The sequence below is a fragment of the Couchioplanes caeruleus genome (genome assembly GCF_023499255.1).
GTDB classification, from domain to species: Bacteria; Actinomycetota; Actinomycetes; order Mycobacteriales; family Micromonosporaceae; genus Actinoplanes; species Actinoplanes caeruleus_A.
Genome location: NZ_CP092183.1, coordinates 7,041,438 through 7,065,189, shown reverse-complemented (window position 1 = coordinate 7,065,189; position 23,752 = coordinate 7,041,438). Strand labels below are relative to the sequence as shown.

Genomic DNA, 23,752 nt, shown 5'->3' with positions numbered 1-23,752 from the left:
TGGCGCGTGAGCAAGGGCGGTCCGGCGCACCGCGCCTACAGCGTGGTCGTCTTCGTCGTCCTCGCCTCGCTCGACAACGTCGCGATCGGCCTCGTCCCGCCCCTGTACGGCAGCATCGGCGCCGACCTGGGCGTGGGCGAGGGCCACATCGCCCTGGCCACCACGGTGATGTTCCTGTTCAGCGCGGTGGCGGCGGTCGGGTTCGCGTACGCGGGCGACCGCACCGACCGCAAGCCGATCCTCCTGCTCGGCACCGTGATCTGGGTGGCCGGCACGGCCTGGTCCGGCCTGGCCGGCAGCTACCCGTCGTTCCTGCTGTCGCAGGTGCTCGCGTCGATCGGCCTGGGCGGGGTCGCCAGCGTCAGCTTCGCCGTGGTCAGCGACCTGATCTCGCCGCGGCGGCGGGGCCTGGCGATGAGCTTCTGGGGCCTCTCCCAGGGCGTCGGCACGCTGGCCGGCACGATGGTCGGCGGCCTGCTCGGCTCCGCCGACTGGCGGCGCCCGTTCCTGGTGGTCTCCGCCGCGGGCGTGGTCGCGGGCATCGCCTACCTGCTCACGTACGACGTCCCGCGCGGCGACAGCGAGCCCGAGCTGGCCCAGGTCGAGTACGACGAGCGCATCCACCACGACGACCTGCCGAAGATCCTCGCCCGCCGTACGAACGTCTGGCTGATCCTGCAGGGCTTCTCGGCGCAGGTGGCGTTCGGCTCGCTGGTGTGGCTGCCGGTGCTGTTCCGGGCGCGGGCGGAGGCCCAGGGCTATTCCCCGTCGACGGCGATCGTGGTCGGCAGCGTCTTCGCCACGCTGTTCCAGGCCGGCGGCGCCCTGTCGATCCTGGGCGGCCTGGCCGGTGACAAGCTGCAGCGGCGGACGCCCCGCGGCCGGGCCATGGTGGCGGCGGTCGGCGTGCTCGCGGCCGTACCGTTCTACGTGGTGCTGTATTTCGTGCCGTTCCACATCGACGTGCCGGACGGCGGCGGCACCGGCTCGATCATCCGGGCGATCCTCGCCGACGTGGTGACCGAGCCGTCGGTGGGCCTGAGCCTCGCCACGGCGATCTTCGCGCTGGCGCTGACCTCGGCGAACTCACCGAACTGGTACGCCCTCATCGCCGACGTCAACCCGCCGGAGCACCGCGGCACCGTCTACAGCCTCGGTAATCTCGTCAACGGCGTGGGCCGGGCGGGCGGTAACGCGCTCGTCGGGGTCGCGTTCCGCGGCCTGTCCGGCGCGTTCCCGCCGCCGCTGAACTACGCGGTGGGGCTGGCCGCCTTCCAGTTCTTCTTCATCCCGACCGGCGTCATGTACTGGCTGGCCAGCAGGACGGTGGCCAGGGACATGGCGGACACCCATGCGGCCCTGGCCACCTACGCCGACCACGAGCAGGCGGCTACCCGCGTGCCCAGACCGTGACGTCCTGCGGCACCCGGCCGTCGTCGGTCAGCGGCTCGCTGGTCAGCAGCACCTCGGCGCCGGCCGGCAGCCCGGCCGGTGACTCGCCGAAGTTCGTCACGACGAGCACGCCGCCGTTGCGGAACGCCAGCACGTCGGGGGCGGTCTCCACCCACTCGAGCGAGCCGTCGCCGAGGCGGTGCTCGCGGCGCAGGCGCAGCGCCGAGCGGTACAGCTCGTACGTCGAGCCCGGCACGTCCCGCTGGCGGTCGAGCGCGTACTCCGCCCAGGACGAGGGCTGCGGCAGCCAGCTGGCGTCGGTCGGGCCGAAGCCGTACGAGGGCGCGTCCGCCTCCCACGGGATCGGCACCCGGCAGCCGTCCCGGCCGCGCTCGGCGTGCCCGGAGCGCTCCCACGCCGGGTCCTGCCGATAGTCGTCCGGCATCGTCGTGTGCTCGGGGAGCCCCAGCTCCTCGCCCTGATACAGGTACGCCGACCCCGGCAGCCCGAGCATCTGCAGGGAGGCGGCCCGCGCCCGGCGCAGTCCCAGCGGCGCGTCCGGCTGCGGGTCCCCGGCGCCGATGCCGGGCCGGCGACGCTCGCCGACCGGGTAGCCGAGCCGGGTGGCGTGGCGCACGACGTCGTGATTGGACAGCACCCAGGTGGTCGGGGCCCCGACGGCGGCGTTCGCGGCGGTCGTGCTGTCGATGACTTTCCGCAGCCGCTCCGCGATCCAGGGCGTGTCGAGATACTCGAAGTTGAACGCCTGGTGCATCTCGTCCGGGCGCACGTACCGGGCGAGCCGGTCGGCCGGCTGCACCCACGCCTCCGCGACGAGGATCCGGTCACCCTCGTACGCGTCCAGCACCGCCCGCCACTCCCGGTAGACCTCGTGCACGCCGTCCTGGTCCCACATCGGCGGCGGCGGGGCTCCCTCCGGTGCCATGCCGCCGAGGATCTCCCCGGCGTACTCGTAGTCGCTGAGGGTGGCCTCCTTGATGAGACCGTGCGCCACGTCGACCCGGAAGCCGTCGACGCCGCGGTCGAGCCAGAACCGCAGGATGTCCTCGAACTCCGCGCGGACCTCCGGGTTGCCCCAGTTGAGGTCGGGCTGGGAGACGTCGAACAGGTGCAGGTACCACTGCCCGTCGGCCACCCGCTGCCACGCCGGGCCGCCGAACACGCTCCGCCAGCCGTTCGGCGGCTCGCCGCCGTCGTCGCCGCGGCCGTCGCGGAAGACGTAGCGCTCCCGCTCGGGGCTGCCCGGCGCCGCCTGCAGGGCCGCCCGGAACCAGGCGTGCTCGTCCGACGTGTGGTTCGGCACGAGGTCGACGATGACCCGCAGGCCGAGCGCCTTCGCCTCGGCGATCATCTTGTCGGCGTCGCCGAGGTCGCCGAAGCGCGGGTCCACCGAGCGGTAGTCGGCCACGTCGTAGCCCGCGTCGTGCTGCGGCGAGGGGTAGAACGGGGACAGCCACACGGCGTCCACGCCGAGGTCACGCAGGCCGGCCAGCCGCGCGGTGATGCCGGGCAGGTCGCCCATGCCGTCGCCGTTGCTGTCGGCGAAGGAGCGCGGATAGATCTGGTAGATGACGGCGCTGCGCCACCAGTCAGTGGGGGATGGCATGCACCCAGGCTATCCGTCGAGGATCGCGGCGAAGCGCTCCTCCGCGAGGTCGAGCTGATCGAGGATGTGGTCCTTGGCGGCGACCGACAGCGGGGTGTCCGGGCGCCCGATCAGCTCGCGCAGCTTCGGCACCAGCGGCCGGTACTTGATCGCCGAGCTGCGCGCCTTGTCGTACGTGGTGTGGATGACGCCCACGCCGTTGTCGGTGAAGTCGCTCACCTTGATCACCCGGGCCCACGGATCCCGGTCGAGGCTGTCGGCGACGTGGGCCCGGTACTGCTCGTGCCGGTCGCGCTCCGGGTCGTACTCGGGGTTGGTGACCGAGCGGACCAGCTCGGCCACCCGCGGGTTGAACCGCCGGGCCAGCTCGGCGATCGCCGCGTCGGTCAGCTCCCGGTGGCCCAGCCCCGCGGGGAGCCCGGCCAGTTCGGCGGGATGGTCCTCGACCGCGTCGTGCAGCAGGGCTGCGGTCAGCACGTCGACGTCCCGGATCCCGTAGTAGCGCAGGATCCGGATCGCCACCCGCAACAGATGGTTCAGGTACGGCTCGCGTACCCGCCGGTCATCGGCGTGCAGCCGGGACGCGAGCTCCAGCGCCTCCTCCAGCCGGTGCCGGTCGGCGGGCGGGAGGGCCTGCAGTTCCAACCCGAACCTGTCCCGCAGGCCCGCCTCGCCGTACACCTCGGTGATCGCGTGCAACGGCATCGACAGCAGCATCCTTGGCGCCATGCCGAACAGGTATACCGGACCGGGCCGCCGGCGCGCGCCCGTGATCAGGAACGGGCGTCGATCAGTGGCTCATCCGTGACCACCGGCCGGGGCGGTACGGGCCGCGGCGACGGCCGGGCGCCGGGCGTGCGCCGGGCCGCCGACAGCGACGCCTGCTTGAGCGACCACGGGGTGTGGTTGTCGGCGTGCACGCCCCGCTTCCGGATGCCGGCGCCGTCGGTGAACTCCTCCTCGGTCATCGCCTGCAGCGCGCTCAGCGCGACACCGAGGATGGTCGCGGCGCTCAGCAGCGTCAGCGGCACGATCATCAGCAGCGGCCGCAGGCCGGTGATCCCGGTGCGGACCGGATCGCTGAGCTCCACGCTCATCGCCGCCATGCCGGTGTAGTGCATGCCGCAGACGGCGACACCCATGATGGCCGCGGCGCCCAGCATGGGCAGCAGGCCGCGGACCGACACGGTGAACCACAGCGCCGCGGTCGACGCCACGACGGCGATCAGCCCGGAGGCGATGACCAGCGGAAGGCTGTAGTGGATGGTGCCGGAGAGATGCATGCCGGCCATGCCGGTGTAGTGCATCGCCAGCACGCCGGCGCCGGTCAGCACGCCGGCCACGATCACCCGGGGCAGGCTGCGGCGACCGTGCCCGACGGCGATCAGTCCGGCGCCCACCGCGACCACCGCCAGTCCGAGACTGATCATGGTCATGGCGGGGCTGTACCGGACCGGGCTCTGCGGGACCTCGAAGCCGAGCATCGCGGTGAAGTGCATGAGCCAGATCGCCGCGCCGCCGATCGAGAACGCGCCGATGATGAGCCAGCGGTTGCGGCGCCCGCGGGTCCGGGCGGCCCGGGCCCGTCCGGTGGAGAGCAGGCCGAGGAAGGAGCCGAGGACGGCGACCAGGTAGGCGGCGACGGGATTGAACGCACCGTAGGTGAAGTGATGGACCTCGGCCACAGCTAACCTCGCGAGGATCGGGGGATCGATTCGCTGAGGATTCAGCCAGAAGTCCGATCTAGGACATCGCACTTCGTGTGCGGGTCACGACAAAGAGCACCGGGGCTGCCGTACCGCTGCCTGCGTGAGGTAGCGGTGCGTCAGCCCCGGTGCGGTCGTAGGGGACCGGTCAGGTGACTGCCGGGGGGATGGGGGGCGGTTAATTGGTGAAGATGCTGACACCGCCGGGGCCCACGAGGAGGCCGACGACGATCAGCACGACGCCCCAGAGGATCTGCCGCCGGAACAGCGCAAGGATGCCGGCGACCACCAGTACGACTGCGAGAATCCAGAGCAAGAAAGCCATGACCAGCTCGTACCCGACCGCGCGAAATCGAAAACCTGTGATCGGGTCCACAGCACCCCGCACATGTCCACGAACGAGCGAGACCCCGTCACGGCCGGGCAGCCGGTGACGGGGTCTCGTGCGACGCGGTACGGGCTCAGGCGTGGACCAGCCCGGCTCCGGTCTCCTCGGACAGCAGTTGGTACACGTTGTACGCCTGCTTGATGACGGGGTGCGCGACGTTGCGCACCGGCACGCCGCCGGGCGTCCGCCCCCGCTCGGAACCGTGGTGCGCGTGCCCGTGCAGGGCCAGCGCGGTGGGCGCCGAGTCGATCGCCTGCCCCAGCAGGTACGACCCCAGGAACGGATAGATCTCCAGCGGCTCCCCGGTCAGCGTCTCCGGTACGGGCGCGTAGTGCGTGAGCGCCACCAGCGCGTCGCACTCCAGCCCGCGCAGCGCCGCACCGAGCTTGTCCGCGATCGCCTCGGTGGTGCCCACGAAGTTCTTCATCTCGCGTTCGCCGAAGGAGCTCGCGCAGGCCCCGGCGAACCCGCCGCCGAAGCCCTTGGCGCCGGCGACCCCGAGCCGGTGCCCGTTGAGGTCGAGGACCGTTCCCTCACCCTCGAGCACCGTCATCCCGGCGTCCCGCAGCACGTCCATGACCTGCAGTTCCTGGTCGCTCTGATGGTCGTGGTTGCCGAGCACGACGACCACCGGCACGGCCAGCCCGCCGAACTCCTGCGCCATGCACTTGGCCTCGTCGACCGTGCCGTGGCGGGTGAGGTCGCCGGCGATCAGCAGCACGTCGGCGACGTCCGGCAGCTGTTCCAGCGCGGGCCGGTAGCGGCCCAGCACATCCTTGTCCACGTGGACGTCGCCCACGGCGGCGATCCGGATCATGAAATCTCCTCCACCTCGCTGGGCGCCGCGGCGCGCACGATGCCGATGTCGCAGGCGATCTCCACCTCGGGGAACCGGGAGGTGATCTGCCGGCAGATCTCGTCGCGGCGCTGCGCGCTCTCCACTTCGCCGCCGAGGACCAGCAGGTGGTCCCGGCGCTGCAGGGTGATGCCCTGCTCGGCGACCGCGCCGGTCTCGGTGAGGAGGCGCTGGATCTCCGCCTCCACGTACTCGTCGAGCTGTGCCATCTCATCCCCCCACGGTCAGGTGCGCACCCGGCTCCGGGACCACCTCGAGGCGGTCCAGCAGCATCAGGAACGCCTCGGCGTACGGCGACCGCGCGGTCTCCTTGCGGACCCGGTCCCAGTCGATCTGCTCGCGCAGGGAACGGGCGACCGGCAGGCCGGTGGCGAAGTCGCAGTAGTGCTGGGTGTAGCTGAGCAATTTGTGGATCATCAACTGGGTGGCCGAGAGCACCGGCATGTTGATCGCCTCGACGGGGCGCATCACGGTGTCCCGCAGCGTCTCGTCGGTCACCGGCGACTCGACCGGGCGGTAGATGAGGTCCACCATCCGCCCCTCGTCGAAGACCTTGACCAGCCAGTCCTCCGGCGGCTGCTCGACCTCGAAACCGACCGCCGACAGCTCGGCCAGGGCCCGCTCCTTGTCCTGCTCGCGGATCAGGAAGTCCACGTCGTGGTCGCTGGAGTGGCCGCCGTGGGCGTACACCGCGAAGCTGCCGCCGAGCGCGAAGGGGATCTCGGCCTGCTTCAGCACGGCGGCCACCCGCTTGAGCGTGTTGACCAGGCCCTCGTCCACCCGGTACGGCATGGCGTCTCCCTGTGTCGGTGTGATGTCCGTTTCCCGTCGGAACGACTACCCCTCACGACTGCGCTTGTAACGCGGGGTGCTCCGGGCCCAGGGACAATAAGACCCATTTTGTACGGCCACAGCACCGCGGCGGGGCGGAACGGTGCGTGACAACTCCCGCTACCGTCGGTGGGTATGGTCCCCGGCCTCGCCCCGCGTCCCTCGTCCGCCCTCCGCCGCCGTCCCCGCACCATCGCCCTCGTCGGCATCGACGGCTCCGGCAAGACGACCCAGGCGCACCTGCTGGCCGAGGCGCTGGCGGACCGCGGCCTGCCGGCCCGTTACCGGCGCAACGCCGGCGGCCGGCGCTGGTTCGGCCGGCTCGCGACCGCCCTCGGCCGCGGTGACGGCGAGCAACTGCTGGGGCGCCGGGCGATGCTGCTCGTCGAGTCGGTGCTGCGCTGGCTGGCGATCCTGCGCACGCTGCTGCGCCGCGGCTTCACCCGGGAGACCGCCGTCATGGATCGCTACGCGGTATGCCAGTACGCGAGCATCCGCGCCCACGCGAAGAACCCCCGGCCGGAACGCATCAACCGGGCTGAACGCCGGGCCCGTCTCGCGTACCGGGTCTTCCCGCGGCCGGACGTGACGTTCCTGCTCGACGTCGGCCCTGAGGTGGCGTACGACCGCATCGAGCGCCGTGGCTACGACCACGAGGAGATGTCGTACCTGCGAGCCGCCGCCGCGGCGTACCGGGCGCTCCCGGAGTACGCGGACTTCGTGGTGATCGACGCGAACGGCACGCCGGAGGAGGTGCAGGCTGCGTTGCTGGCCCAGCTGCCATCGGTGGAGCCCCGGCGCACGCCCGTCAGGGTGCTGGTGCACGCCCGGGCCCTGGTCCTCACGGCCGCGACGCTGGTCGCCGCGGCCACGGCGCTCACCCTGCAGTGGGCGGAGGTCTTCTAGGCGCGGCCGTAGACGGGGATGCTCGCCCCGCTGGTCGGCGCCGACGCGTCGTCCACCAGGAACGAGATGACCCGGGCGATCTCCTCCGGCGTGACCCACCGGGAGTGGTCGGCGTCCGGCTGCTCGCGCCGGTTGAGCGGGGTGTCGATCACGCTGGGCAGCACCGTGTTGGCCCGTACGCCCTGCTTGCGGTACTCGACCGCGACAGCGTTGGCGAACGCGAGCACCGCCGCCTTCGCGGTGGCGTACCCGGCAGCGCCGGCGAACGGGGCGACCGCCGCCCGCGACGACACGCACACCACCGAGCCGCCCCCGGCAGCCACGAGATGCGGCAGTGCGCCGGCCGTCATCAGGTACGTCGGCCGCAGGTTCAGCCGCAGGATCGCCTCGAAGTCGGTAACGGGCGTCTCGTGGACCAGCCCGCCCATCGCGAACCCGCCCACGAGGTTCACCACGGCTCTCAGCGGCGCGGTCGCCTCCTGAGCGGCGAGTGTCACCACCCGCTCGACGTCTTCCGCGACCGTGACGTCCGCCTCCACGCCCACCGCACTCTCGGGCAGCCGCTCGAGGCTCCCACCTCGTACGGGAGCCACCACCCGCCATCCGTCAGCGAGCAGGCTCCTCAGGACCGCCCCGCCCAGACCCCCGGCTCCGCCGGTCACAATCACGCTTCGCTCCGCCATGCCGTCACCGTAGTGCTGTGTTTTGCGTCACTCATCGTGCGGCTCAGCGGATCATCCGAACCGCCGACAGTCACCCGTACGGGCTAGTGATCTGCGGCGCGATGTGCCGCATGGTGGCAGGGGTGTCCGGCGCCGCGAGTGTGCCGGATCTTTGCCGTGGCGTTTGTTTCAAGCCCGGCGGGAACCTGTCGATGCAGGGCGTGAACCCAAGTGGCTGCCCGGCCGTACTGGGTAGTGACGAGCATCGCACGGCTATCCGTGATGCCCGTCGCTGTGACGGATGAGGGGCTGATGGTGTCATGTAGCAGGCGACGGGTATGCGTCACATGACGCATCCACCGCCGGGTGTGGCTCCGAATGCCTACCCAGAGAGCCTCCTCAGAAAGTATCCACTCGGCTCTCAGGTGACGCTCAGGCATTCGTGACACTTTCGACCCACCAGCCGGAATCAGTGCAGGGCGCCACTTGTTGTGTAGGTGCAGCACCGCAATGCACGAACTGCGGACGTTACGGGAGGGCTTGATGGACGCAGGAATCACCCGTAACAGGTTTAGTGAAGGCAATGAGGGGACCGTGGGCAACGTGGAGAAGAACACCGTGATGCGGACGGACGAAGTCGCCGAGGAGCGCGACCTCGTCGGCGTCTACCTGCACGAGATCTCCCGCACGCCGCTGCTGGACGCCGCCAGGGAGGTCGACCTCTCCAAGGCAATCGAGGCCGGCCTCTATGCCGAGCACCTGCTCGAGATCGGTGACGAGCGACGCGGCGTGAGCCGGGAGGAGCTGGAGCGGCTGGTCGTCGAGGGCGAGCGGGCCAAGGACCTGTTCATCCGCGCCAACCTGCGCCTGGTCGTCTCGATCGCACGCCGGTACGTGCGCTCGGGCATGCCGATGCTCGACCTGATCCAGGAGGGCAACACCGGCCTGGTCCGCGCCGTCGAGAAGTTCGACTACGAGCGCGGCTACAAGTTCTCGACGTACGCGACGTGGTGGATCCGCCAGGCGATCAGCCGGGCGATCGCGCAGCAGGAGCGCACCGTGCGCCTGCCCGTGCACCTCGTCGAGGACGTCAACCGGATGCGCAACGTCACCCGCCAGCTCGTCCGCGAGCTCGGCGCCGACCCGGAGCCGGAGCAGATCGCGACCGCGCTGGGCGTGACCGTGGAGCGCGTGAACGAGCTGACCCGCTGGGCCCAGGACACCGTGTCGCTGGACACCCCGGTGGGCGACGACGGCGACACCAACCTCGGCGACCTGGTCGCCGACAGCGATGCCCCGTCGCCCGAGGAGATCGTGCTGACCGCCCTGGAGCGCCAGCGCATCGAGGGCCTGCTGAACCACCTCGACGACCGGTCCGCGGGCATCATGCGCGCCCGCTACGGCCTCGAGGACGGCCGCGAGCACTCGCTGACCGAGGTGGCCTCGCGCTTCTCGCTCTCGCGGGAGCGCATCCGCCAGCTCGAGATCCAGGCGCTCGGCCGGCTCCGCGAGCTGGCCCGCGCCGAGGGCCTGCAGGCGGCGTAAGCAAGCGCCGGAAGCACAGAAAGAGGGCCGGTACCCGCGGGTACCGGCCCTCTTTCTGTGCGGTTCAGATCACGTCACGCGGCCGTAGCCGTACGGGGGCATGATGTCGATCGTGCGGTGCTTCACCGGCTCACCGGCGCGCGAGGCGTCGATGATCTTGCCGTCGCCGACGTACAGGGCGACGTGGCCGAGACTGCGGTAGAACACCAGGTCCCCGGGTTCGAGCTGGGACCGGGAGATGCGCTTGGTGGCGCTGTACTGGGCCGCCGCATTGTGGGGCAGCGACTTTCCGGCCTGGCTCCAGGCGCGGGAGGTCAGGCCCGAGCAGTCATACGTGGACAGGCCGTCCGCGCCGAACTCGTACATCTTGCCGACCTGGGCGAACGCGAACCGGACGACCACACCGGCCTGGCCGGAGACCGACGGGACGTTGCCCGTGTACCTCGAGCCGGTTTCGGTGGCCCGGCCGTACGCGGCGGTGCGCATGGCGTACAGCTTCTTGAGGTCCGCCTGGATCTTCTTCTTGCGGTCGCCGAGCTCCTTGACCTCGGCGGCCTGCTTGTCCTGCGTGGTCTTGAGGGCGGCCTGGCGCTCGGTGTAGTTCTGCGTCGTCGCCGTGTACGTGTCGATGTCGCGCTGCCGGCTGCGGGAGAGCTGCTCCAGGATGGACATGCGGTCCATCAGGTTGTTGCTGCCCTCGAGCACCACGTTGACGGCGCCGATCTTCCCCGTCTTGTACGCGGACTGGGCCAGCAGGTCCATCTGGCTGCCGGCGACCTTCAGCGCTTCCCGGGCGGGCCCGATCGACGCGGCGAGCTTCTTCTCGTCCGCCTTCGTCTTGTTCAGGCTGAGCTTCATCTTGTTGTACGACTCGACGACGTCCTCGAGCTCGTCGGACGCCTTCTGGATCTTCTTGTTGAGGTCACTCGTCGAGGGGGCCGCGTGCGCGGCCGGCGCGACGGCACCGGTGATCGCGATCGCGAGGACGGCGACCACCAGGGTGCGGAGCCTCGTGCGGGGGTGTCGCAACGGTACGTGGCCTTTCTTCCGCTGGGCCGCCTACCGGGTTAGCTGACGGATTCGGGCGGGAAGAACGCCCTACCGCTCGCGCGGATTCACCCCGGATGCTGTTTCGGTGGTTCCCCGGTTCACCTCGGCGCCCGCGCCGGACCCGGGGGAGGGACCCGCCGTGCGCGCCGCCGGCGATTCGGCGGCGTTGGCCGGTGCCACCGAGTCGTGGCTGCCGACCGGACCAACCGCATCAACTTATCGGCGATCTCACCGAAAACAAGAGCCGGAAGAGTGACGTGGGCCGATTATCACATTTATTCCAATGATCCCGATAACGGAAAGCTATTTACCGGGTGCTCCGCGTCACTCTATTACTTCGCCATCGCCGGTGGGGTGTCCATCGGCTGTGCGGCCCATTTGCGGGTGACGGTCCGTTCCGCCCAGAACGAGAGGAACGGAATGGTGCCGGCGAGCATCACCAGCAGCATGCGTCCCAGCGGCCACCGCGCCCGGCGGCTCAGGTCGTAGCTGGCCGCCAGGTACACCATGTAGAGGAAACCGTGGAACGGGCCGACCGTGGCGACCACGCTGTCGTTGTCGCCGGCGTACTTGAGCGGCATGCCCACCGCCACGAGCACGATGAGGACCACGCCGACGATCCAGGCGATGATCCGGTAGCGGGTGAGGGCTCCCTGCACGATGCACGTCCTTAGTCAGTTGCTCTGCCGGCCGGGGTAGTCGCCGGGCCGCGCTCCGGGGTGCGCGTTCAGCCAGGCCAGATAGTCGTTGTACGCGTCCAGTTCCGGGTCCTCGCCCGCGGGGGTGGCCGGCGTGGAGGCGGGCACCCGGACGGGGCGGCGCACGGTCACCACGGCCGGGTCCTGGTCCGCCGGCTTCTCGACCGGGGCGGGCTCCTGCGGGGTCTTGCGCTCCTGCTGGACCTCGCGGAACCAGACGAACGCCACGAAGAACGCGAAGACCGGCCACTCGAAGGTGTAGCCCCAGCTCAGCGTGTTGCCGCCGGTGGCCCGGCTGAACTGCCACCAGCCCAGTCCCAGGAAACCGGCGATGAGGACCAGCGCGACCACGTGACGCGCGATCCACGCCGGGGTCCACAGCCCTTTCATGTCGTCGAGGGTACCGGCGCGGGTTTGACGCCCAGGTGCACGGGCAACCGTTGCCTGCAACGACGAGAAGGAGGAGAGCATGAGCGACTCCGAGGTCGACGCTCCCGTCGGGACCGAGACCGGCATCGACCCCGCAGGTCTCGCCGACGAGGACCTCATCCGCGAGCTCGGCAGCCTGCACCGTACGCGGCTGCAGACGCTGCGGCACGGCCCCGACGCGGCGCTGGCCAACCACCTGCGGCGCACCGCCGAGCTGGAGACCGAGTACCTCGCCCGGCACCCCGGCCGCGAGGTCGACCCGCACCGGCTCACCCAGGACTTCTGAGAGGACCTTCGCGCATGACCTCCTCGGTACGCGGGCGGCTCGACCGGCTGCGACGGCAGTACGCGCCCCACGAACACCGGCCGCTGGACGGCTACGCGGTGACGATGGGTGCCTTCGGTGTGCTGGCGGGCAGCCTCGCCGTGGTCGCCAAGGCCACCGGGCGTGAGGTGCCGGAGCGTCCGGCCGTCCAGGACGTGGTGCTGATCTCGCTGGCCACGCACAAGCTCAGCCGGCTGATCGCCAAGGACTCGATCACCAGTCCGCTGCGCGCCCCCTTCACCCGCTACGCCGAGCCCGCGGGCAGCGGAGAGCTCAACGAGGAGGTGCGCGACGAGGGCAGCAGCATCCGCCACTCGATCGGCGAGCTGGTCAGCTGCCCGTTCTGCCTCGCGGTGTGGGTGGCGACCGGGCTCACGAGCGGCCTCGTGTTCGCGCCCCGGCTGACCCGGCTCGCGGCCACGGTGTTCACCGCGGTGGCGGCCTCGGACTTCCTGCAGATGGCGTACTCGATCTCCAAGGAGGCCGCCGAGGGCGACCCGCAGGACGACGAGAAGCCCGCCGTCAACGGGCGGGCGGTCGCACAGGCCTGAGATGAAACGACGGCGGCCCCGGCATGTCGATGCCGGGGCCGCCGTCGTCCGGGCCGGGGACTACACCGGGCCGTCCTTCTCCATGCCCGACCAGCCGCGCGGGCTCTCCGGCTCGCCGCTGTCCTCGTTGTCGATCACGTCGGGCGAGACCGCGGTGTCGCCGTGCTCGTTCGCGAAGTCGGGCTGGTCCTGCGGGTCCAGCTCCGAATTGCCGAAGGCGGGCAGACGTTCGTTCTGCTGCGTCATGGTGATCGCTCCTCAGACGTCGAGAGTGCGGAGGGCCTCGGCGGCCTCGTCCTGGGCGTACTCGCCCTCGGGCAGGGCGTCGATACGGGTCAGCGCGGAGGCCGGCAGGCCGGCGGCCACGGCGCCGCGCTGGAGGTCGGCGCTGCTGAGCCTCTCCTGCGCGGCGTAGGCGTCGTCGAGGTACTCGTCCAGCACGCGGAAGTCATCGCTCACGGCAGTCGACTACCCGGTCGGCAGCCCGGCAAACGGTGTGGTCCAGGTCACATATGCTGCCGGAATGGCTTGGGCCGGCCGACGGTTGAGAACAGATGTCGGTGTGCCCAGTGTCCCCGGGCCTCACCCTTTGCCTTCGCGGAATACCGTTCGGCTGGAGCCGCGTTGAGCCTTTCGCCGCGAGGCGACCTGCACACCGACACCTACGTCCGCCGCCCCCGGTCCCACCGGGGGCGGCGTTCTGTCTCCCGGGGCTCCGGCCCGCCGGTCGTGAGCGGCGTTGAGTTTTCGACCCCCGCTGCGGCGGGTACCCCTCGATCATGAGTGACGATCGCGTCGAGCGGCGCGCCGCCGACCTGCTGCCGGAGGAACGTGCCGCCGGGAGTGCCGACCCCGAACTGCAGGCGGAGGCCATCCTCGCCGAGTCGGACGAGCGGGAGCACGTGCCCGAGGGTGCGCCGAGCACATTCCTGGAACATCGCTCCTCGGACCGCACGGTTACGCCCGCGGACGGCACCCGATAGAGGACACCACTTTCGTGTTCCCGGACCCGCATGGCAATATCGGGCAAATGTCTGCCCCGCAACGGAGCACCGGGCGGCGGGTGGTGAACACCTCGGAGATCACGATCTCCGTCGCGTCGCCGTCCGACCCCAGTGGCTCCCCGCGTACCGCCTCAGCCGGTGACGTCGCCTCCGCCGATTCGCCGGTGGGGGAGGGACGCCGCCGCCGTGGTCGCCGCGGACGCAAGAACCGCCGGCCCGTACGGGCGAAGGGCGCCGGCAGACCCTCCTCCGGCCGGAACGAGCTGGACGGGCCGCATCCGGTCGAGGTGGCGGGGCTGCTGCACGAGCTGTCGGCGCGGCTGCTCAGCGCCGACGACCTCCGGCAGGCCATGGACCGCCTCGCCGTCTTCGCCGCGGGCGCCGTCCCCGGCACGCTGCGCTGCTCGGTCGCCCTGATCGGCGAGGGCGGCCCGCTGACCCTGGCCGCCTCCGGGCCACGGGCGCAGGCGCTCGACGACGTCCAGTACGCGTCGGGCGACGGTCCCGGGCTCGAGGCTGCCCGTACGCGGGCCGTCGTCAGCATGGACGACCTGCAGGGCGACACCCGCTGGCCCGAGCTCGCCGAGTGCGCCCGCGAGGAGGGCGTGCACGGGGTCGTGTCGATCCCGGTGGACGTCCAGCGCTCCGCGGTCGGGTCGGTCAGCTTCTTCGTCGGCTCGCCCGGCGGCGTCGGCTCGGAGCGGCTGCTCACCGCCATGGCCCTGGTCAACCAGGCCGAGATCCTGCTCGGCGAGATGTGCCGCCGCGAGGGGCTGAGCCAGGGCGCGATCGTGGACCGGGCCGCCGGCGTCATCATCGCGCAGCGCGGCTGCGGCGTACGGGAGGCCTACGACGTGCTGCGGGACACCGCGCAGCGGCTCGGCATGCCGTGGGAGGACGTCGCCGAGCGGCTCATCGCGGCAGCCGCCCGCAACGCCGACGCCTGAGACGCCACAGGGGTACGAGCGCGTGCTGCGCCCGTACCCCTGTGCCGTTTGAAGGGCTATGAACGGCCCGGAGCCGCCGGTGCCTGCTCGGTCCCGGCCACCGGCTCACCCGCGGGGTGCGGCCGCGGCCGCGGCGTCCTCGGCGCGCTGTGCCTGCGCCGAGCGCTGGGCGAGCGGGATCTCCGGCAGGAAGAAGACCACGACCAGGCCGATCAGCATGACGGCGAGCGCCAGCAGGTAGACCACGTGGATGCCGTCGGCGAAACCGACCTTGAACGGGTGGGCGAGCGCCTCCGGCAGCTTGTTGATGAACGACGTGTCGTTCAGGTCGCCGCCGCCCTGACCGGGCGGGAGCTGGACGCCGGCCTCGGTGTACGCCCCCGAGATCTTGCCGGGCAGGACGTTGAACAGCACCGACAGGAAGATCGCGGTGCCCAGCGTGCCGCCCATGGACCGGAAGAACGTCACCGAGCTGGTGGCCACGCCGATCTCCCGTGGCGACACCGCGTTCTGCACCGCCGTGATCATCGGCTGCATGTTGCCGCCCAGGCCGAGGCCCATCAGCACCATGATCAGCATGGTCTTCCACAGCGGGGTGTCCGCGCCGATCAGCGAGAACAGCGCGAGCGACGCGGCCATCAGGATGCTGCCGATGATCGGGAAGATCCGGTAGCGGCCGGTCCGTGCGATGAGCTGGCCGGCGACGATCGAGCCGGTCATGATGCCGATCACGAACGGGATCATCTGCAGGCCGGCGGTCGTGGGCGAGCTGCCCTTGACGATCTGCAGGTACAGCGGGACGGTCATCAGGCCGCCGAACATCGCCATGCCCAGGATCGTGCTGGAGGTCGCGCCGACGGCCACCGTACGGTTGCGGAACAGCCGCAGCGGCAGCAGCGCCTCCTCCTTGTACGCCCGCTCCGCCAGCACGAACGCCACCAGGCCGACGGCGCCGATCACGTAGCAGGCCAGCGCCCGCCCGGAGCCCCAGCCCCAGTCGCGGCCCTGCTCGGCCACGGTCAGCAGCGGCACCAGGCCGACGATCAGCGCGACCGCGCCGGGCCAGTCGATGCGGTGGTCGGTGCGCTGGTGCGGCAGGTGCAGGACCCGCGCCACCACGATCATCGCCGCGATGCCGATCGGCACGTTGAGGTAGAACACCCAGCGCCAGCCGTCGACCCACAGGATGCGGTCCGCGCCGGCGAAGAAGCCGCCGAGGATCGGGCCGATGACGCTGGCGGTGCCGAACACGGCCAGGAAGAAGCCCTGGTACTTGGCGCGCTCACGGGGCGGCACGATGTCACCGATGATCGCGAGGGCCAGCGACATCAGGCCGCCGGCGCCGATGCCCTGGATGGCCCGGAACGCGGCCAGCTCGTACATGTTCTGGGAGAGGCCGCAGAGCATCGAGCCGACGATGAACACGCCGATCGCGAAGAGGAAGAACGGCCGCCGGCCGTAGATGTCGGACAGCTTGCCGTACAGCGGGGTGGAGATCGTCGACGTGATGAGGAACGCCGTCGTCGCCCAGGCCTGCAGGTTGAAGCCGTTGAGGTCGTCGGCGATCGTCCGGGTCGCCGTTGCCATGATCGTCTGGTCCAGGGCGGCCAGGAACATGCCCATCATCAGGCCGATCAGAACCGTGATGATCTGCCGGTGGGTGAAGTCCGCGGAGGCCTGGGGGCCTCGGGCGCCGCCTCCCGGACCGGCCTCTGCCGGTGCTGTGGTGCTCGAGTTACTCACGCGTTCTCCCGTGCTGGTACGGCTGGGTCGCTGCGCAGGAGCGCCTCGACGGAGCTGTTGAATTGTTCGAAGAGGCCGGCGAACGCGGCGACGCGCTCGGCCGGCCAGTCGCTCAGCGCCTCGCTGAGCAGTGCGTGCCGCGCCTCGTGCAGGCGAGCACAGGCCGCGTGGCCCGACTCCGTGATGGCCAGGCGCGAGGCGCGGCCGTCGGCCGGATCGGCCTCCCGGCGGGCGAGCCCGGCCTTGACGAGCTGGGCCGCCTGGCGGCTGATCGTGGAGGGGTCCGCGTGCTTGACCTCGGCCAGGTCGGTGACCCGCAGCGGGCCGAGGTGACGCAACGGGAACAGCAGCATCAGCGCGGAGGTCTCGGCGCCGAGATCTCCTGCATTGAGCATGCCCTTGATGCGAGCGCCCACGCGGAAGAACCGCATGAGTTCGTCGGCCAACCGGCCGGTAGCGTCCGCCGTCACGCTGCACCTCCCTCAGATGCATGCAGCGTACAACTGGTTGGTTGGTGAAAGCATTTCCGTTCGGCTAACGCAGGGTGATTGTGGCGCGCATCTCCCACACGCCGGTCGCCAGCGCCTCGGTCTCCTCGAGGGAGGCGGGCACCGGCACGGTGTACTCGGCGCGCCGGATGAAGAGCCGCTCCGGGAAATATCCGCGCCCGGGGTCGCCGACCAGGATCACCGCGCCGGCGGCGGCCGCCCGGCGCAGGGCCGCGGTCATCCGGTCGGCCACGCTGCGGGTGTAGAAGACGTCCCCGGCCAGGATCACCTCCGCCGGCCCGGCGTCGCCGATGTCGGCCGCCCGGGCGTGCACCGTCACCCCGTTGGCCTCGGCGTTGCGGGTCGTCGCCGTGGCCGCGGCGGGGTCCAGGTCGAGGGCCTCGACCCGGGCGGCGCCGGCCCGGGCCGCCGCGATCGCCGCCACACCCGAACCGGAGGCGACGTCGAGGACATGCCGTCCCCGGACGAGGTCGGGATGATCGAGGACGTAGCGCGCGAGCGCCTGGCCCCCGGCCCAGACGAAGGCCCAGAACGGCGGCGGGACGTCGCTGCGGAACTGCCCGTCCGCCGAGTCGAAGAGCCCGACGCGGTCGCCGGCCAGGTGCAGGGAGATCTCGGGAGCCAGGGGTACGGGTAGCAGCGCGGTTTGCACGGCGCCGATTCTTCGCCCCCCGGAGCCGTGCTGCGCGCTATTTACCGCGGCGTCTTACGGCTTATGCCACGAATTCGGGTGCACGAACGAACAAAGCGTGAGGAGCCTCACCGCGGAGCGCCTGGCTCAGCTCGGCCGCTCTCGCCATGGCTGCCGCCACCCGGGCGCGGTAGTGCTCGCGGGCCTGAATTACCCATGCGGGCCCTGCCAGGTCCTCCAGCAGTGGTCGCCCGGCCAGGTGTGCAGCCGCGACGAGAGGGCGTAGTGCGCTGCGGTGGGGCCGGCCCGCCGCGATGGCCACCAGCTCGTCGAAGCGTGCCGTGTCGACCCGTACCCGGTCGGGGACGAGCGCGTACCCGTCGTCGCCGATGGTGACCGGGGAGTCACTTTCGTCGCCGGCCGGGTCCAGCCGACAGCACAAAAGGGACAGTTGACCCTCCATCGTGGTCAGATGGCCGGCCGGCGGGCGTTCCGGCCACAACAGCCCGGCCAGCTCGGCCTTCCGGACCTTCCCGCGCAGCGCCAGCAGTGCCAGGATGTGCCGGGACAGGTCGTCACCGAGGTCGCCGCCGGAGAGGCGTACTCCGCGCGTGCGGACCTCGAGCGGGCCGAAGAGCTGGATCTCGTACATGGGGTTAGACCCTGGATGGGGGACGGTCGCGCGACAAGCCTCCGGCGCGACGGTCGGCACCCCGAAAGCGAGGGGGCGGACCGGCCGAAGATACGAGTCACGCCGAGCCGCTCGGCCTCATCCGCCCGGCGGGTGGCCACAGCGATCGGTTTGGCTTGGATGCGCTGTCAGACTGTTGGTACGCCTTGGCTTCGCTCGAGGGACACATAGACTTCCAGCGCTGGCGGATCAGGAGGCGTGAATGGTGGGCGAGGCGATCACGGTGCTCGTGGTGGACGGGCATCAGACGTTCGCCGAGTTGCTCGGTGTGGCGCTGACCGGGCAACCGGAGCTGCGTTACGTAGGACAGGCACGCACGGGCGAGCAAGCCATCCGGATGGTGCAGGAGCTGCGCCCCAACGTCGTGCTGCTCGACCCGGATCTGCCGGACGCGGACGGCATCGCGATCGCGGAGCTGCTGCGGCACCGCCTGCCCGACACCCGGTTCGTGATCCTCACGGCGAACAACGAGTCCGCGCTGGTCGGCCGGGCCACGGCGGCGGGCGCCTCGGGCTTCCTGTCGAAGAACGGCCCGCTCGGCGACGTGATGAACGCGATCCGCACCGCGCACGGCGGCGGCATGACCGTCTCCACCGACATCCTCGCCCGGCTGCTGCGCAGCACCGCCCCGGTGGTCGGCCCGCGCGCCGGCGGGCTCACCGCCCGCGAGCACGAGGTGCTCGTCCTGATGGGGTCCGGGCTCGACCCGCGCGCCATCGCCCGCCGGCTCGGCATCAGCGTCCACACCTGCCGCGGGTACGTGAAGGCTGTGCTGGGCAAACTCGGTGCGCACAGCCAGCTGGAGGCCGTCGCGGTGGCCACCCGGCGGGGTCTGCTGCGCCCCGACGGTCATAACGCAGAGTAATTCACGTCTGCACCCATCCGCTACGCCGCGGGATCCGTACCACTCGCTGGAGCGCCGGAGGAAATGCCGGCGCCGGCGCGAGTTGGAGGGCTTCGCGTGCAACCGCCATTCGCTGATTCGTCCGATGTGTCCCTCGCGCTGGTCGGCCCGTCGAACTCCGGCACCGACTGGGCGAACCGGGACCGGGAATCGCTCTACCGTCGCCCGGGGACGCCCGCGGCCCCGTACCGGCGGCCGCCCGCGGCGACCCCCCTGCGCGACGAAAAGGAAGACATGTCCGACACCGGAAGCTGGAACGCCTTCGCCGCGCCGTCCACAGGCAGACGCGAGCCGAAGCCGGACACGTCATGGCCCGGTGGCGAGGCGCAGGCCGACCGCTCGCAGGCCGACCGCTCGCAGGCCGACCGCTCGCAGGCCGTGCGCGAGCCGGAGTTCGGGCCCGCCCCGCCGGCCACCGGTGGGCGGACCGCGTTCGGCGTGACCGCGGGACCCATCAGCGGAAACTGGCGCAACGATGCCCCCGCGTCCCCGGCAGCCGGCCTTCCCGTCCGGACCGGCCCGAACGCCGACGCGGCCTACTCCGACCGCACTTCGACCGACGCCGGTCACCCCGGATGGGCCACGCCCGGGCACGCCGCCGGTGTGCGACCGGCCTCGGGGCACCCGTTCGGGGCCGAGGCGGCGCCCGAGCGGGCCCGGCACTCCAGGCCCGCGCCGTCTCCCGACCGCTCCGGGCCCGGGTCGTTCACCGACCTCACCCGGCCGGCGGGCACCGACTTCACCGGGCCGGGGACCGCCACCGGTCTCACCCGGCCGGGGGTTTCCGCAGGCGGCACGCGACCCGGGCTGTCCTCCGAGCGGTTCCGGCCCGCGCCGCCGGCCGACCACGACGAGGGCATCGGTGATTTCATCGGCGGGCCGGGGCGGGAGATCCGGCCGCACCGGGCCGCCCGGCACCCCGCCGCTGCGGCCGCTTCCGCCGGGCTTCCCGAGGCACCCCGGCGCAGCCGTGGCGTCCTGCTCGCCGGGCTCGCGCTGACCACCGCCGTGCTGCTCGGCGCGACCGTCGCGGGGGTGGCGTACTTCTCCGGGCCCGACAAGGACCTCACGTCCGTGCTGGAACTGGGTGCGGGCGACAAATCGGATCAGCGTACGGCCAGCGCGGCCATGGAGGGGCGGACCGCGGCCGGCTTCGACCTGGTGAGCGCCGTGACGCGGGTGACCGTACGCAGCGAGGACCTCGGCGACCGGCTCTTCAGCGTCACCACCGCGGACGACTCCGGCGTGCTGCCGAAGCCGGTGCTCGCGCAGGACAAGGTGCAGCTCTACCTCACGCCCGACGGCGACGGGAACGCGACCGGGGCGGTGGACGTCGTGCTCACCACGCGGGTCACCTGGACGCTGCGCTTCTCCGGCGCCGCCGACGAGCAGATCCTCAACCTGCAGGGCGGCCGGGTGGCCGGGATCGACATGCTGGGCGGGGCCCGGCGGACCGCGATCCAGCTGCCCGCGGCCGCCGGTACCGTGCCGCTGACGGTCACGGGGGCCGTCGACGAGCTCGCGATGACGTCGCCGGCCGGCAACCCCGTACGCGTGCAGGTGAAGGGCGGCGCCAAGACGGTCGCCGCCGGCGCGCGCACCCTGCGCGACGTGGCACCCGGCTCGACGCTGACCCCGAAGAACTGGGCGACGAACGACCGGTACGACGTGAACGCCGAAGCCCGGGTGACCCTGCTGTCGGTCGAGACCGTCAAGTAGGGCACCCGGGCTCCGGGGGAACTTCTAGGACAGCACGCGCAGCCGTACGGTCTGGCTCATGGCGCGCAGCTGGTCGAGCACGTCGGCGCTGTAGTGGCCGCTGATGTCGGTGATCAGGTAGCCGTAGTCGCCGCGGGTGCTCAGCAGCTGGCCCTCGACGTTCACCTGGTGCTCGGCGAGGATGCTGTTCACCTGCGCCAGGACGCCGGGCGTGTTGAGGTGCACGTGCACGATGCGGCCCGTGCCGGTCTGGGCGGGCAGAGCGACGCTGGGCAGGTTCACGCTCAGCGTGGTGTTGCCCTCCTCCACGAAGTGGACGAGCTTGTTCGCCACGAAGTCGCCGATGTCCGCCTGGGCCTCCTCGGTGGAGCCGCCGATGTGCGGGGTGAGGATGACGTTCGCCAGCCCGCGCAGCTCGGACACGAACTCGTCGCCGCGGCCCTTCGGCTCCTTGGGGAACACGTCCACCGCGGCGCCGGCGAGGTGACCGCTGGTCAGCGCCTCGCGGAGCGCGACGTGGTCGACCACGATGCCACGGGACAGGTTGAGGAACAGCGAGCCCTCGCGCATCTTCGCGAACTGCTCCGCGCCGAAGAAGCCGGCGTTGCCCGGGCGGCCGTCGACGTGCAGCGTGACCACGTCCACCGACTCCAGCAGCTCCTCCAGGGTGCTGCAGCGCTGGGCGTTGCCGAGCGCCAGCTTGTCGGCGGTGTCGTAGAAGGACACGTGCATGCCGAGGTTCTCCGCGAGCACCGACAGCTGGGTGCCGATGTTGCCGTACCCGACGATGCCGAGCCGGCGGCCGCGGACCTCGTGGCTGCCGACGGCGGCCTTGTCCCAGACGCCCTTGTGCATCAGGTCGTTCTTCTCGGTGAGCCGGCGGGTCATCGCGATGATCTCGGCGAGGGCCAGCTCGACGACCGAGCGGGTGTTGGAGAACGGCGCGTTGAAGACGGCGATACCGGCCTGGGACGCGTGCGCCAGGTCGATCTGGTCGGTGCCGATGCAGAACGCACCGATGGCGACGAGGCTGTCCGCGGCCTCCAGCGCCTTGGCGGTCACCTTGGTCTTGGAGCGGATGCCGAGCAGGTGTACGCCCGGGATGCGCTCGATGAGCTCGACCTCGTCGAGGGCGTTGCGGACGGACTCGACCTGGTAGCCCTCTGCCTCGAGCCGGGACACCGCGTCGGGGTGGATGCTCTCGAGCAGCAGAACTCGTACCTTGGCTTGGTCGATCATCACTTTCCGTTTCTCATGGGAGCGGTTCTCATGGGAGTCGATCGTCCGGGCCGCCACGCCGAAGCCCAGCTCACAGCGTCCCAGCCTAATGCCCCGGATTGCCCGGACCTCCCGGGTGTGCCGGAGGTCCCACCTGCCGGGCCGCCAGCCACGGGAGCAGGGCGTCGGCCTGGGCGCGCTGGAACTCGCGGACGTGCGGGATGCCGGGCGAGGGCAGCCGGGAGCGGTGCATGAAGTAACCGGTGAAGCCCGCGAGCACGTCGGTGGCCTGCGCGTGGTCCACCCCGGTCAGGAGGCGGTCGCCGGGGCCGCCGTACACGGTGACGTTCATCGCGAGCAGCAGGGTGTCCAGCCACTCCGGTGCCACGCAGGCCCACGGCCAGTCGACGACCGTGATCGCGCCGTCCGGGCGTACCAGAAGATTGTCGGCTCGGATGTCACCGTGCGCGACCGTCTCGCCGGTCCGCAGGACCGCCAGCCCGCGCCCCGCGGCCGCGTGCAGTTCCTCCAGATGGGCAGCGGCCCAGGGATCGAGGTCCGGCAGCGGGTCGTCCGCGAGGGCGGCCCAGCCGGCGAAATGGTCGGCGAGCACGTCGGCCGCCTGCGGCACGCCGGAGAGGGGCGACGGCGTGAGCGTCCCGGCAAGGTCCCGCAGCGCGGTCGCGGCCGCGTCCACCTCGTCCTCCACCCAGGGGGTACGAGGATGACGGCCGGCGACGTCCTCGAGGATCAGCACCACCCATTCGCCGTCGTCGAAGTCGCCGAGCAGCCGCGGCACCGGCGCGACTGCGGGCAGCTGCCGGGTGACGTGGGCCTCGCGGCGGGCCATCTCGGCGGACGTGACGTTCAGCCCGGCGCTGACCGCCTTGACGAAGGCCCGGCCACCGGTCGCCGTCCGGACGCGGTCGGCGGTGCCGGGGGAGAAGCCGCCCCGCTGCGACTCGGTGGCCACGACGCGGTCGCCGAGCACGTCCTCGACCCGGCCCCGGACGGCAACGGGCAGGTCGTGCCAGCCGATGCGGACGCCGGCCGCCCGGATGGTCGTCATGCTCGCCCCCGTCTCCTCCGAGATCGCCTGTGCGGATCCTGACAGGCCGATCGCCCGGGAGAAACGGACTTTCCCGCGGGGGCCGGACGCGGCGAGCGGAAATGTCACACCGCCGGGGCACGATGCGGCCTGTGGACGAGACGGAGTTGTGGCGTGAGCGGCTGCGGCTGCGCGCCCAGGAGGCACAGGGCCGCAGGCGCGCCGCGGCCGGTGCCGAGCGGGATCGGCGGCGTCGCCGGTCTCACGGCATGGTCGACCGGCAGGCCGCCCGGCTGGCGCGGCGGCGCCGGCCCGGCGACCGGTCCGCCGTCGGCCCGGCGGCTGCGGCCCGGCCCGGATAGGGCCGCGGAG

The 23,752-nt window shown here is 71.5% G+C and carries 29 protein-coding genes and 1 riboswitch; of the genes, 10 read left to right on the top strand and 19 right to left on the bottom strand.

The window, feature by feature from the left end; all coding sequences use genetic code 11:
• Nucleotides 1-6: 6 nt before the first annotated feature.
• Nucleotides 7-1,413: an MFS transporter gene (locus COUCH_RS32615; RefSeq protein ID WP_249609018.1), complete on the top strand. Its 1,407-nt coding sequence runs from the start codon at nucleotides 7-9 to the stop codon at nucleotides 1,411-1,413.
• Here the strand turns inward: COUCH_RS32615 and COUCH_RS32610 are convergent.
• From COUCH_RS32610 to COUCH_RS32580, 7 genes are all read right to left on the bottom strand, one after another.
• The gene (locus COUCH_RS32610) at nucleotides 1,391-3,019 is read right to left on the bottom strand and encodes a glycoside hydrolase family 13 protein (RefSeq protein ID WP_249609017.1); all 1,629 of its coding nucleotides are present in this window, start codon (nucleotides 3,017-3,019) and stop codon (nucleotides 1,391-1,393) included. The genes COUCH_RS32615 and COUCH_RS32610 overlap by 23 nt on opposite strands.
• A 9-nt stretch (nucleotides 3,020-3,028) precedes the next feature.
• Nucleotides 3,029-3,748, bottom strand: coding sequence for an HD domain-containing protein (locus COUCH_RS32605; RefSeq protein WP_249609016.1), 720 nt, complete (start codon nucleotides 3,746-3,748; stop codon nucleotides 3,029-3,031).
• Between the two features lie 44 nt (nucleotides 3,749-3,792).
• Nucleotides 3,793-4,704: an MHYT domain-containing protein gene (locus COUCH_RS32600; protein ID WP_249609015.1), complete on the bottom strand. Its 912-nt coding sequence runs from the start codon at nucleotides 4,702-4,704 to the stop codon at nucleotides 3,793-3,795.
• A 199-nt stretch (nucleotides 4,705-4,903) separates the two neighbouring features.
• Nucleotides 4,904-5,050 carry a GPGG-motif small membrane protein gene (locus tag COUCH_RS32595; protein WP_249609014.1) on the bottom strand — a complete coding sequence of 49 codons (147 nt, stop codon included), beginning with the start codon at nucleotides 5,048-5,050 and terminating at the stop codon, nucleotides 4,904-4,906.
• Nucleotides 5,051-5,186: 136 nt separating this feature from the next.
• Nucleotides 5,187-5,930, bottom strand: a complete 744-nt coding sequence (locus COUCH_RS32590; RefSeq protein WP_249609013.1) for a metallophosphoesterase family protein — start codon at nucleotides 5,928-5,930, stop codon at nucleotides 5,187-5,189.
• A complete protein-coding gene (locus COUCH_RS32585) occupies nucleotides 5,927-6,178 on the bottom strand; it encodes a hypothetical protein (protein ID WP_249609012.1) in 252 nt (83 codons plus the stop codon). The genes COUCH_RS32590 and COUCH_RS32585 overlap by 4 nt, the downstream gene beginning before the upstream one ends.
• A gap of 1 nt (nucleotide 6,179) precedes the next feature.
• Nucleotides 6,180-6,761 carry a nucleotidyltransferase gene (locus tag COUCH_RS32580; RefSeq protein WP_249609011.1) on the bottom strand — a complete coding sequence of 194 codons (582 nt, stop codon included), beginning with the start codon at nucleotides 6,759-6,761 and terminating at the stop codon, nucleotides 6,180-6,182.
• Nucleotides 6,762-6,935: 174 nt separating this feature from the next.
• Between COUCH_RS32580 and COUCH_RS32575 the strand changes: the two genes are divergently transcribed.
• A complete protein-coding gene (locus tag COUCH_RS32575; protein ID WP_249609010.1) occupies nucleotides 6,936-7,706 on the top strand; it encodes a dTMP kinase in 771 nt (256 codons plus the stop codon).
• On the opposite strand, the gene COUCH_RS32570 is transcribed toward COUCH_RS32575, so the two are convergent.
• Nucleotides 7,703-8,389 carry an SDR family NAD(P)-dependent oxidoreductase gene (locus COUCH_RS32570; RefSeq protein ID WP_249609009.1) on the bottom strand — a complete coding sequence of 229 codons (687 nt, stop codon included), beginning with the start codon at nucleotides 8,387-8,389 and terminating at the stop codon, nucleotides 7,703-7,705. The genes COUCH_RS32575 and COUCH_RS32570 overlap by 4 nt on opposite strands.
• A 522-nt stretch (nucleotides 8,390-8,911) precedes the next feature.
• Between COUCH_RS32570 and COUCH_RS32565 the strand changes: the two genes are divergently transcribed.
• Nucleotides 8,912-9,913, top strand: coding sequence for a sigma-70 family RNA polymerase sigma factor (locus COUCH_RS32565; RefSeq protein WP_249609008.1), 1,002 nt, complete (start codon nucleotides 8,912-8,914; stop codon nucleotides 9,911-9,913).
• A 69-nt stretch (nucleotides 9,914-9,982) separates the two neighbouring features.
• Here COUCH_RS32565 and COUCH_RS32560 read toward each other — a convergent pair whose 3' ends face one another.
• The 3 genes from COUCH_RS32560 to COUCH_RS32550 form a co-directional block, all read right to left on the bottom strand.
• Nucleotides 9,983-10,909, bottom strand: coding sequence for an NlpC/P60 family protein (locus COUCH_RS32560; RefSeq protein ID WP_249609007.1), 927 nt, complete (start codon nucleotides 10,907-10,909; stop codon nucleotides 9,983-9,985).
• 45 nt (nucleotides 10,910-10,954) lie between these two features.
• Nucleotides 10,955-11,082, bottom strand: a riboswitch (cyclic di-AMP (ydaO/yuaA leader).
• Nucleotides 11,083-11,295: 213 nt separating this feature from the next.
• Entirely contained in the window at nucleotides 11,296-11,622 is a 327-nt protein-coding gene (locus COUCH_RS32555) for a DUF3817 domain-containing protein (protein WP_249609006.1), read from the bottom strand.
• 15 nt (nucleotides 11,623-11,637) lie between these two features.
• Nucleotides 11,638-12,051: a hypothetical protein gene (locus COUCH_RS32550; RefSeq protein WP_249609005.1), complete on the bottom strand. Its 414-nt coding sequence runs from the start codon at nucleotides 12,049-12,051 to the stop codon at nucleotides 11,638-11,640.
• 79 nt (nucleotides 12,052-12,130) lie between these two features.
• Here COUCH_RS32550 and COUCH_RS32545 point away from each other — a divergent pair, with 79 nt between their 5' ends.
• Entirely contained in the window at nucleotides 12,131-12,376 is a 246-nt protein-coding gene (locus COUCH_RS32545; RefSeq protein ID WP_249609004.1) for a DUF6158 family protein, read from the top strand.
• Between the two features lie 14 nt (nucleotides 12,377-12,390).
• Nucleotides 12,391-12,966, top strand: a complete 576-nt coding sequence (locus COUCH_RS32540; protein WP_249609003.1) for a DUF1360 domain-containing protein — start codon at nucleotides 12,391-12,393, stop codon at nucleotides 12,964-12,966.
• Between the two features lie 60 nt (nucleotides 12,967-13,026).
• Here the strand turns inward: COUCH_RS32540 and COUCH_RS32535 are convergent, their stop codons facing one another.
• Together COUCH_RS32535 and COUCH_RS32530 are read right to left on the bottom strand one after the other, a co-directional pair.
• Nucleotides 13,027-13,212: a hypothetical protein gene (locus COUCH_RS32535; protein ID WP_249609002.1), complete on the bottom strand. Its 186-nt coding sequence runs from the start codon at nucleotides 13,210-13,212 to the stop codon at nucleotides 13,027-13,029.
• A 12-nt stretch (nucleotides 13,213-13,224) separates the two neighbouring features.
• On the bottom strand, nucleotides 13,225-13,425 hold the full coding sequence (locus COUCH_RS32530) for a hypothetical protein (RefSeq protein ID WP_249609001.1): 201 nt from the start codon (nucleotides 13,423-13,425) through the stop codon (nucleotides 13,225-13,227).
• Nucleotides 13,426-13,745: 320 nt separating this feature from the next.
• Here COUCH_RS32530 and COUCH_RS32525 point away from each other — a divergent pair, with 320 nt between their 5' ends.
• Together COUCH_RS32525 and COUCH_RS32520 are read left to right on the top strand one after the other, a co-directional pair.
• Complete coding sequence (locus COUCH_RS32525; protein WP_249609000.1) at nucleotides 13,746-13,949, top strand: hypothetical protein; 204 nt, start codon at nucleotides 13,746-13,748, stop codon at nucleotides 13,947-13,949.
• A gap of 47 nt (nucleotides 13,950-13,996) precedes the next feature.
• Nucleotides 13,997-14,917, top strand: a complete 921-nt coding sequence (locus tag COUCH_RS32520) for an ANTAR domain-containing protein (protein ID WP_249608999.1) — start codon at nucleotides 13,997-13,999, stop codon at nucleotides 14,915-14,917.
• A gap of 105 nt (nucleotides 14,918-15,022) precedes the next feature.
• On the opposite strand, the gene COUCH_RS32515 is transcribed toward COUCH_RS32520, so the two are convergent.
• The 4 genes from COUCH_RS32515 to COUCH_RS32500 all read right to left on the bottom strand — a co-directional run bounded on the left by COUCH_RS32515 (nucleotide 15,023) and on the right by COUCH_RS32500 (nucleotide 18,452).
• Complete coding sequence (locus tag COUCH_RS32515) at nucleotides 15,023-16,660, bottom strand: MDR family MFS transporter (RefSeq protein WP_249608998.1); 1,638 nt, start codon at nucleotides 16,658-16,660, stop codon at nucleotides 15,023-15,025.
• Nucleotides 16,657-17,130, bottom strand: coding sequence for a MarR family winged helix-turn-helix transcriptional regulator (locus COUCH_RS32510; RefSeq protein WP_249608997.1), 474 nt, complete (start codon nucleotides 17,128-17,130; stop codon nucleotides 16,657-16,659). The genes COUCH_RS32515 and COUCH_RS32510 overlap by 4 nt, the downstream gene beginning before the upstream one ends.
• Nucleotides 17,131-17,194: 64 nt before the next feature.
• Nucleotides 17,195-17,821 (bottom strand): class I SAM-dependent methyltransferase, encoded by a 627-nt coding sequence (locus tag COUCH_RS32505; RefSeq protein WP_249608996.1) that lies wholly within the window; start codon nucleotides 17,819-17,821, stop codon nucleotides 17,195-17,197.
• Between the two features lie 61 nt (nucleotides 17,822-17,882).
• Nucleotides 17,883-18,452, bottom strand: a complete 570-nt coding sequence (locus tag COUCH_RS32500; protein WP_249608995.1) for an AfsR/SARP family transcriptional regulator — start codon at nucleotides 18,450-18,452, stop codon at nucleotides 17,883-17,885.
• Nucleotides 18,453-18,693: 241 nt separating this feature from the next.
• Between COUCH_RS32500 and COUCH_RS32495 the strand changes: the two genes are divergently transcribed.
• Together COUCH_RS32495 and COUCH_RS32490 are read left to right on the top strand one after the other, a co-directional pair.
• A complete protein-coding gene (locus tag COUCH_RS32495; RefSeq protein ID WP_199516511.1) occupies nucleotides 18,694-19,356 on the top strand; it encodes a response regulator in 663 nt (220 codons plus the stop codon).
• Nucleotides 19,357-19,629: 273 nt separating this feature from the next.
• Nucleotides 19,630-21,114, top strand: a complete 1,485-nt coding sequence (locus tag COUCH_RS32490) for a hypothetical protein (protein ID WP_249608994.1) — start codon at nucleotides 19,630-19,632, stop codon at nucleotides 21,112-21,114.
• A 24-nt stretch (nucleotides 21,115-21,138) separates the two neighbouring features.
• On the opposite strand, the gene serA is transcribed toward COUCH_RS32490, so the two are convergent.
• The gene (gene serA, locus COUCH_RS32485) at nucleotides 21,139-22,353 is read right to left on the bottom strand and encodes a phosphoglycerate dehydrogenase (protein ID WP_249613880.1); all 1,215 of its coding nucleotides are present in this window, start codon (nucleotides 22,351-22,353) and stop codon (nucleotides 21,139-21,141) included.
• Nucleotides 22,354-22,438: 85 nt separating this feature from the next.
• Entirely contained in the window at nucleotides 22,439-23,401 is a 963-nt protein-coding gene (locus COUCH_RS32480; protein ID WP_249608993.1) for a phosphotransferase family protein, read from the bottom strand.
• A gap of 131 nt (nucleotides 23,402-23,532) precedes the next feature.
• On the opposite strand from COUCH_RS32480, the gene COUCH_RS32475 reads away from it, so the two are divergent.
• Nucleotides 23,533-23,742 (top strand): hypothetical protein, encoded by a 210-nt coding sequence (locus tag COUCH_RS32475; RefSeq protein ID WP_249608992.1) that lies wholly within the window; start codon nucleotides 23,533-23,535, stop codon nucleotides 23,740-23,742.
• Nucleotides 23,743-23,752 lie beyond the last annotated feature (10 nt).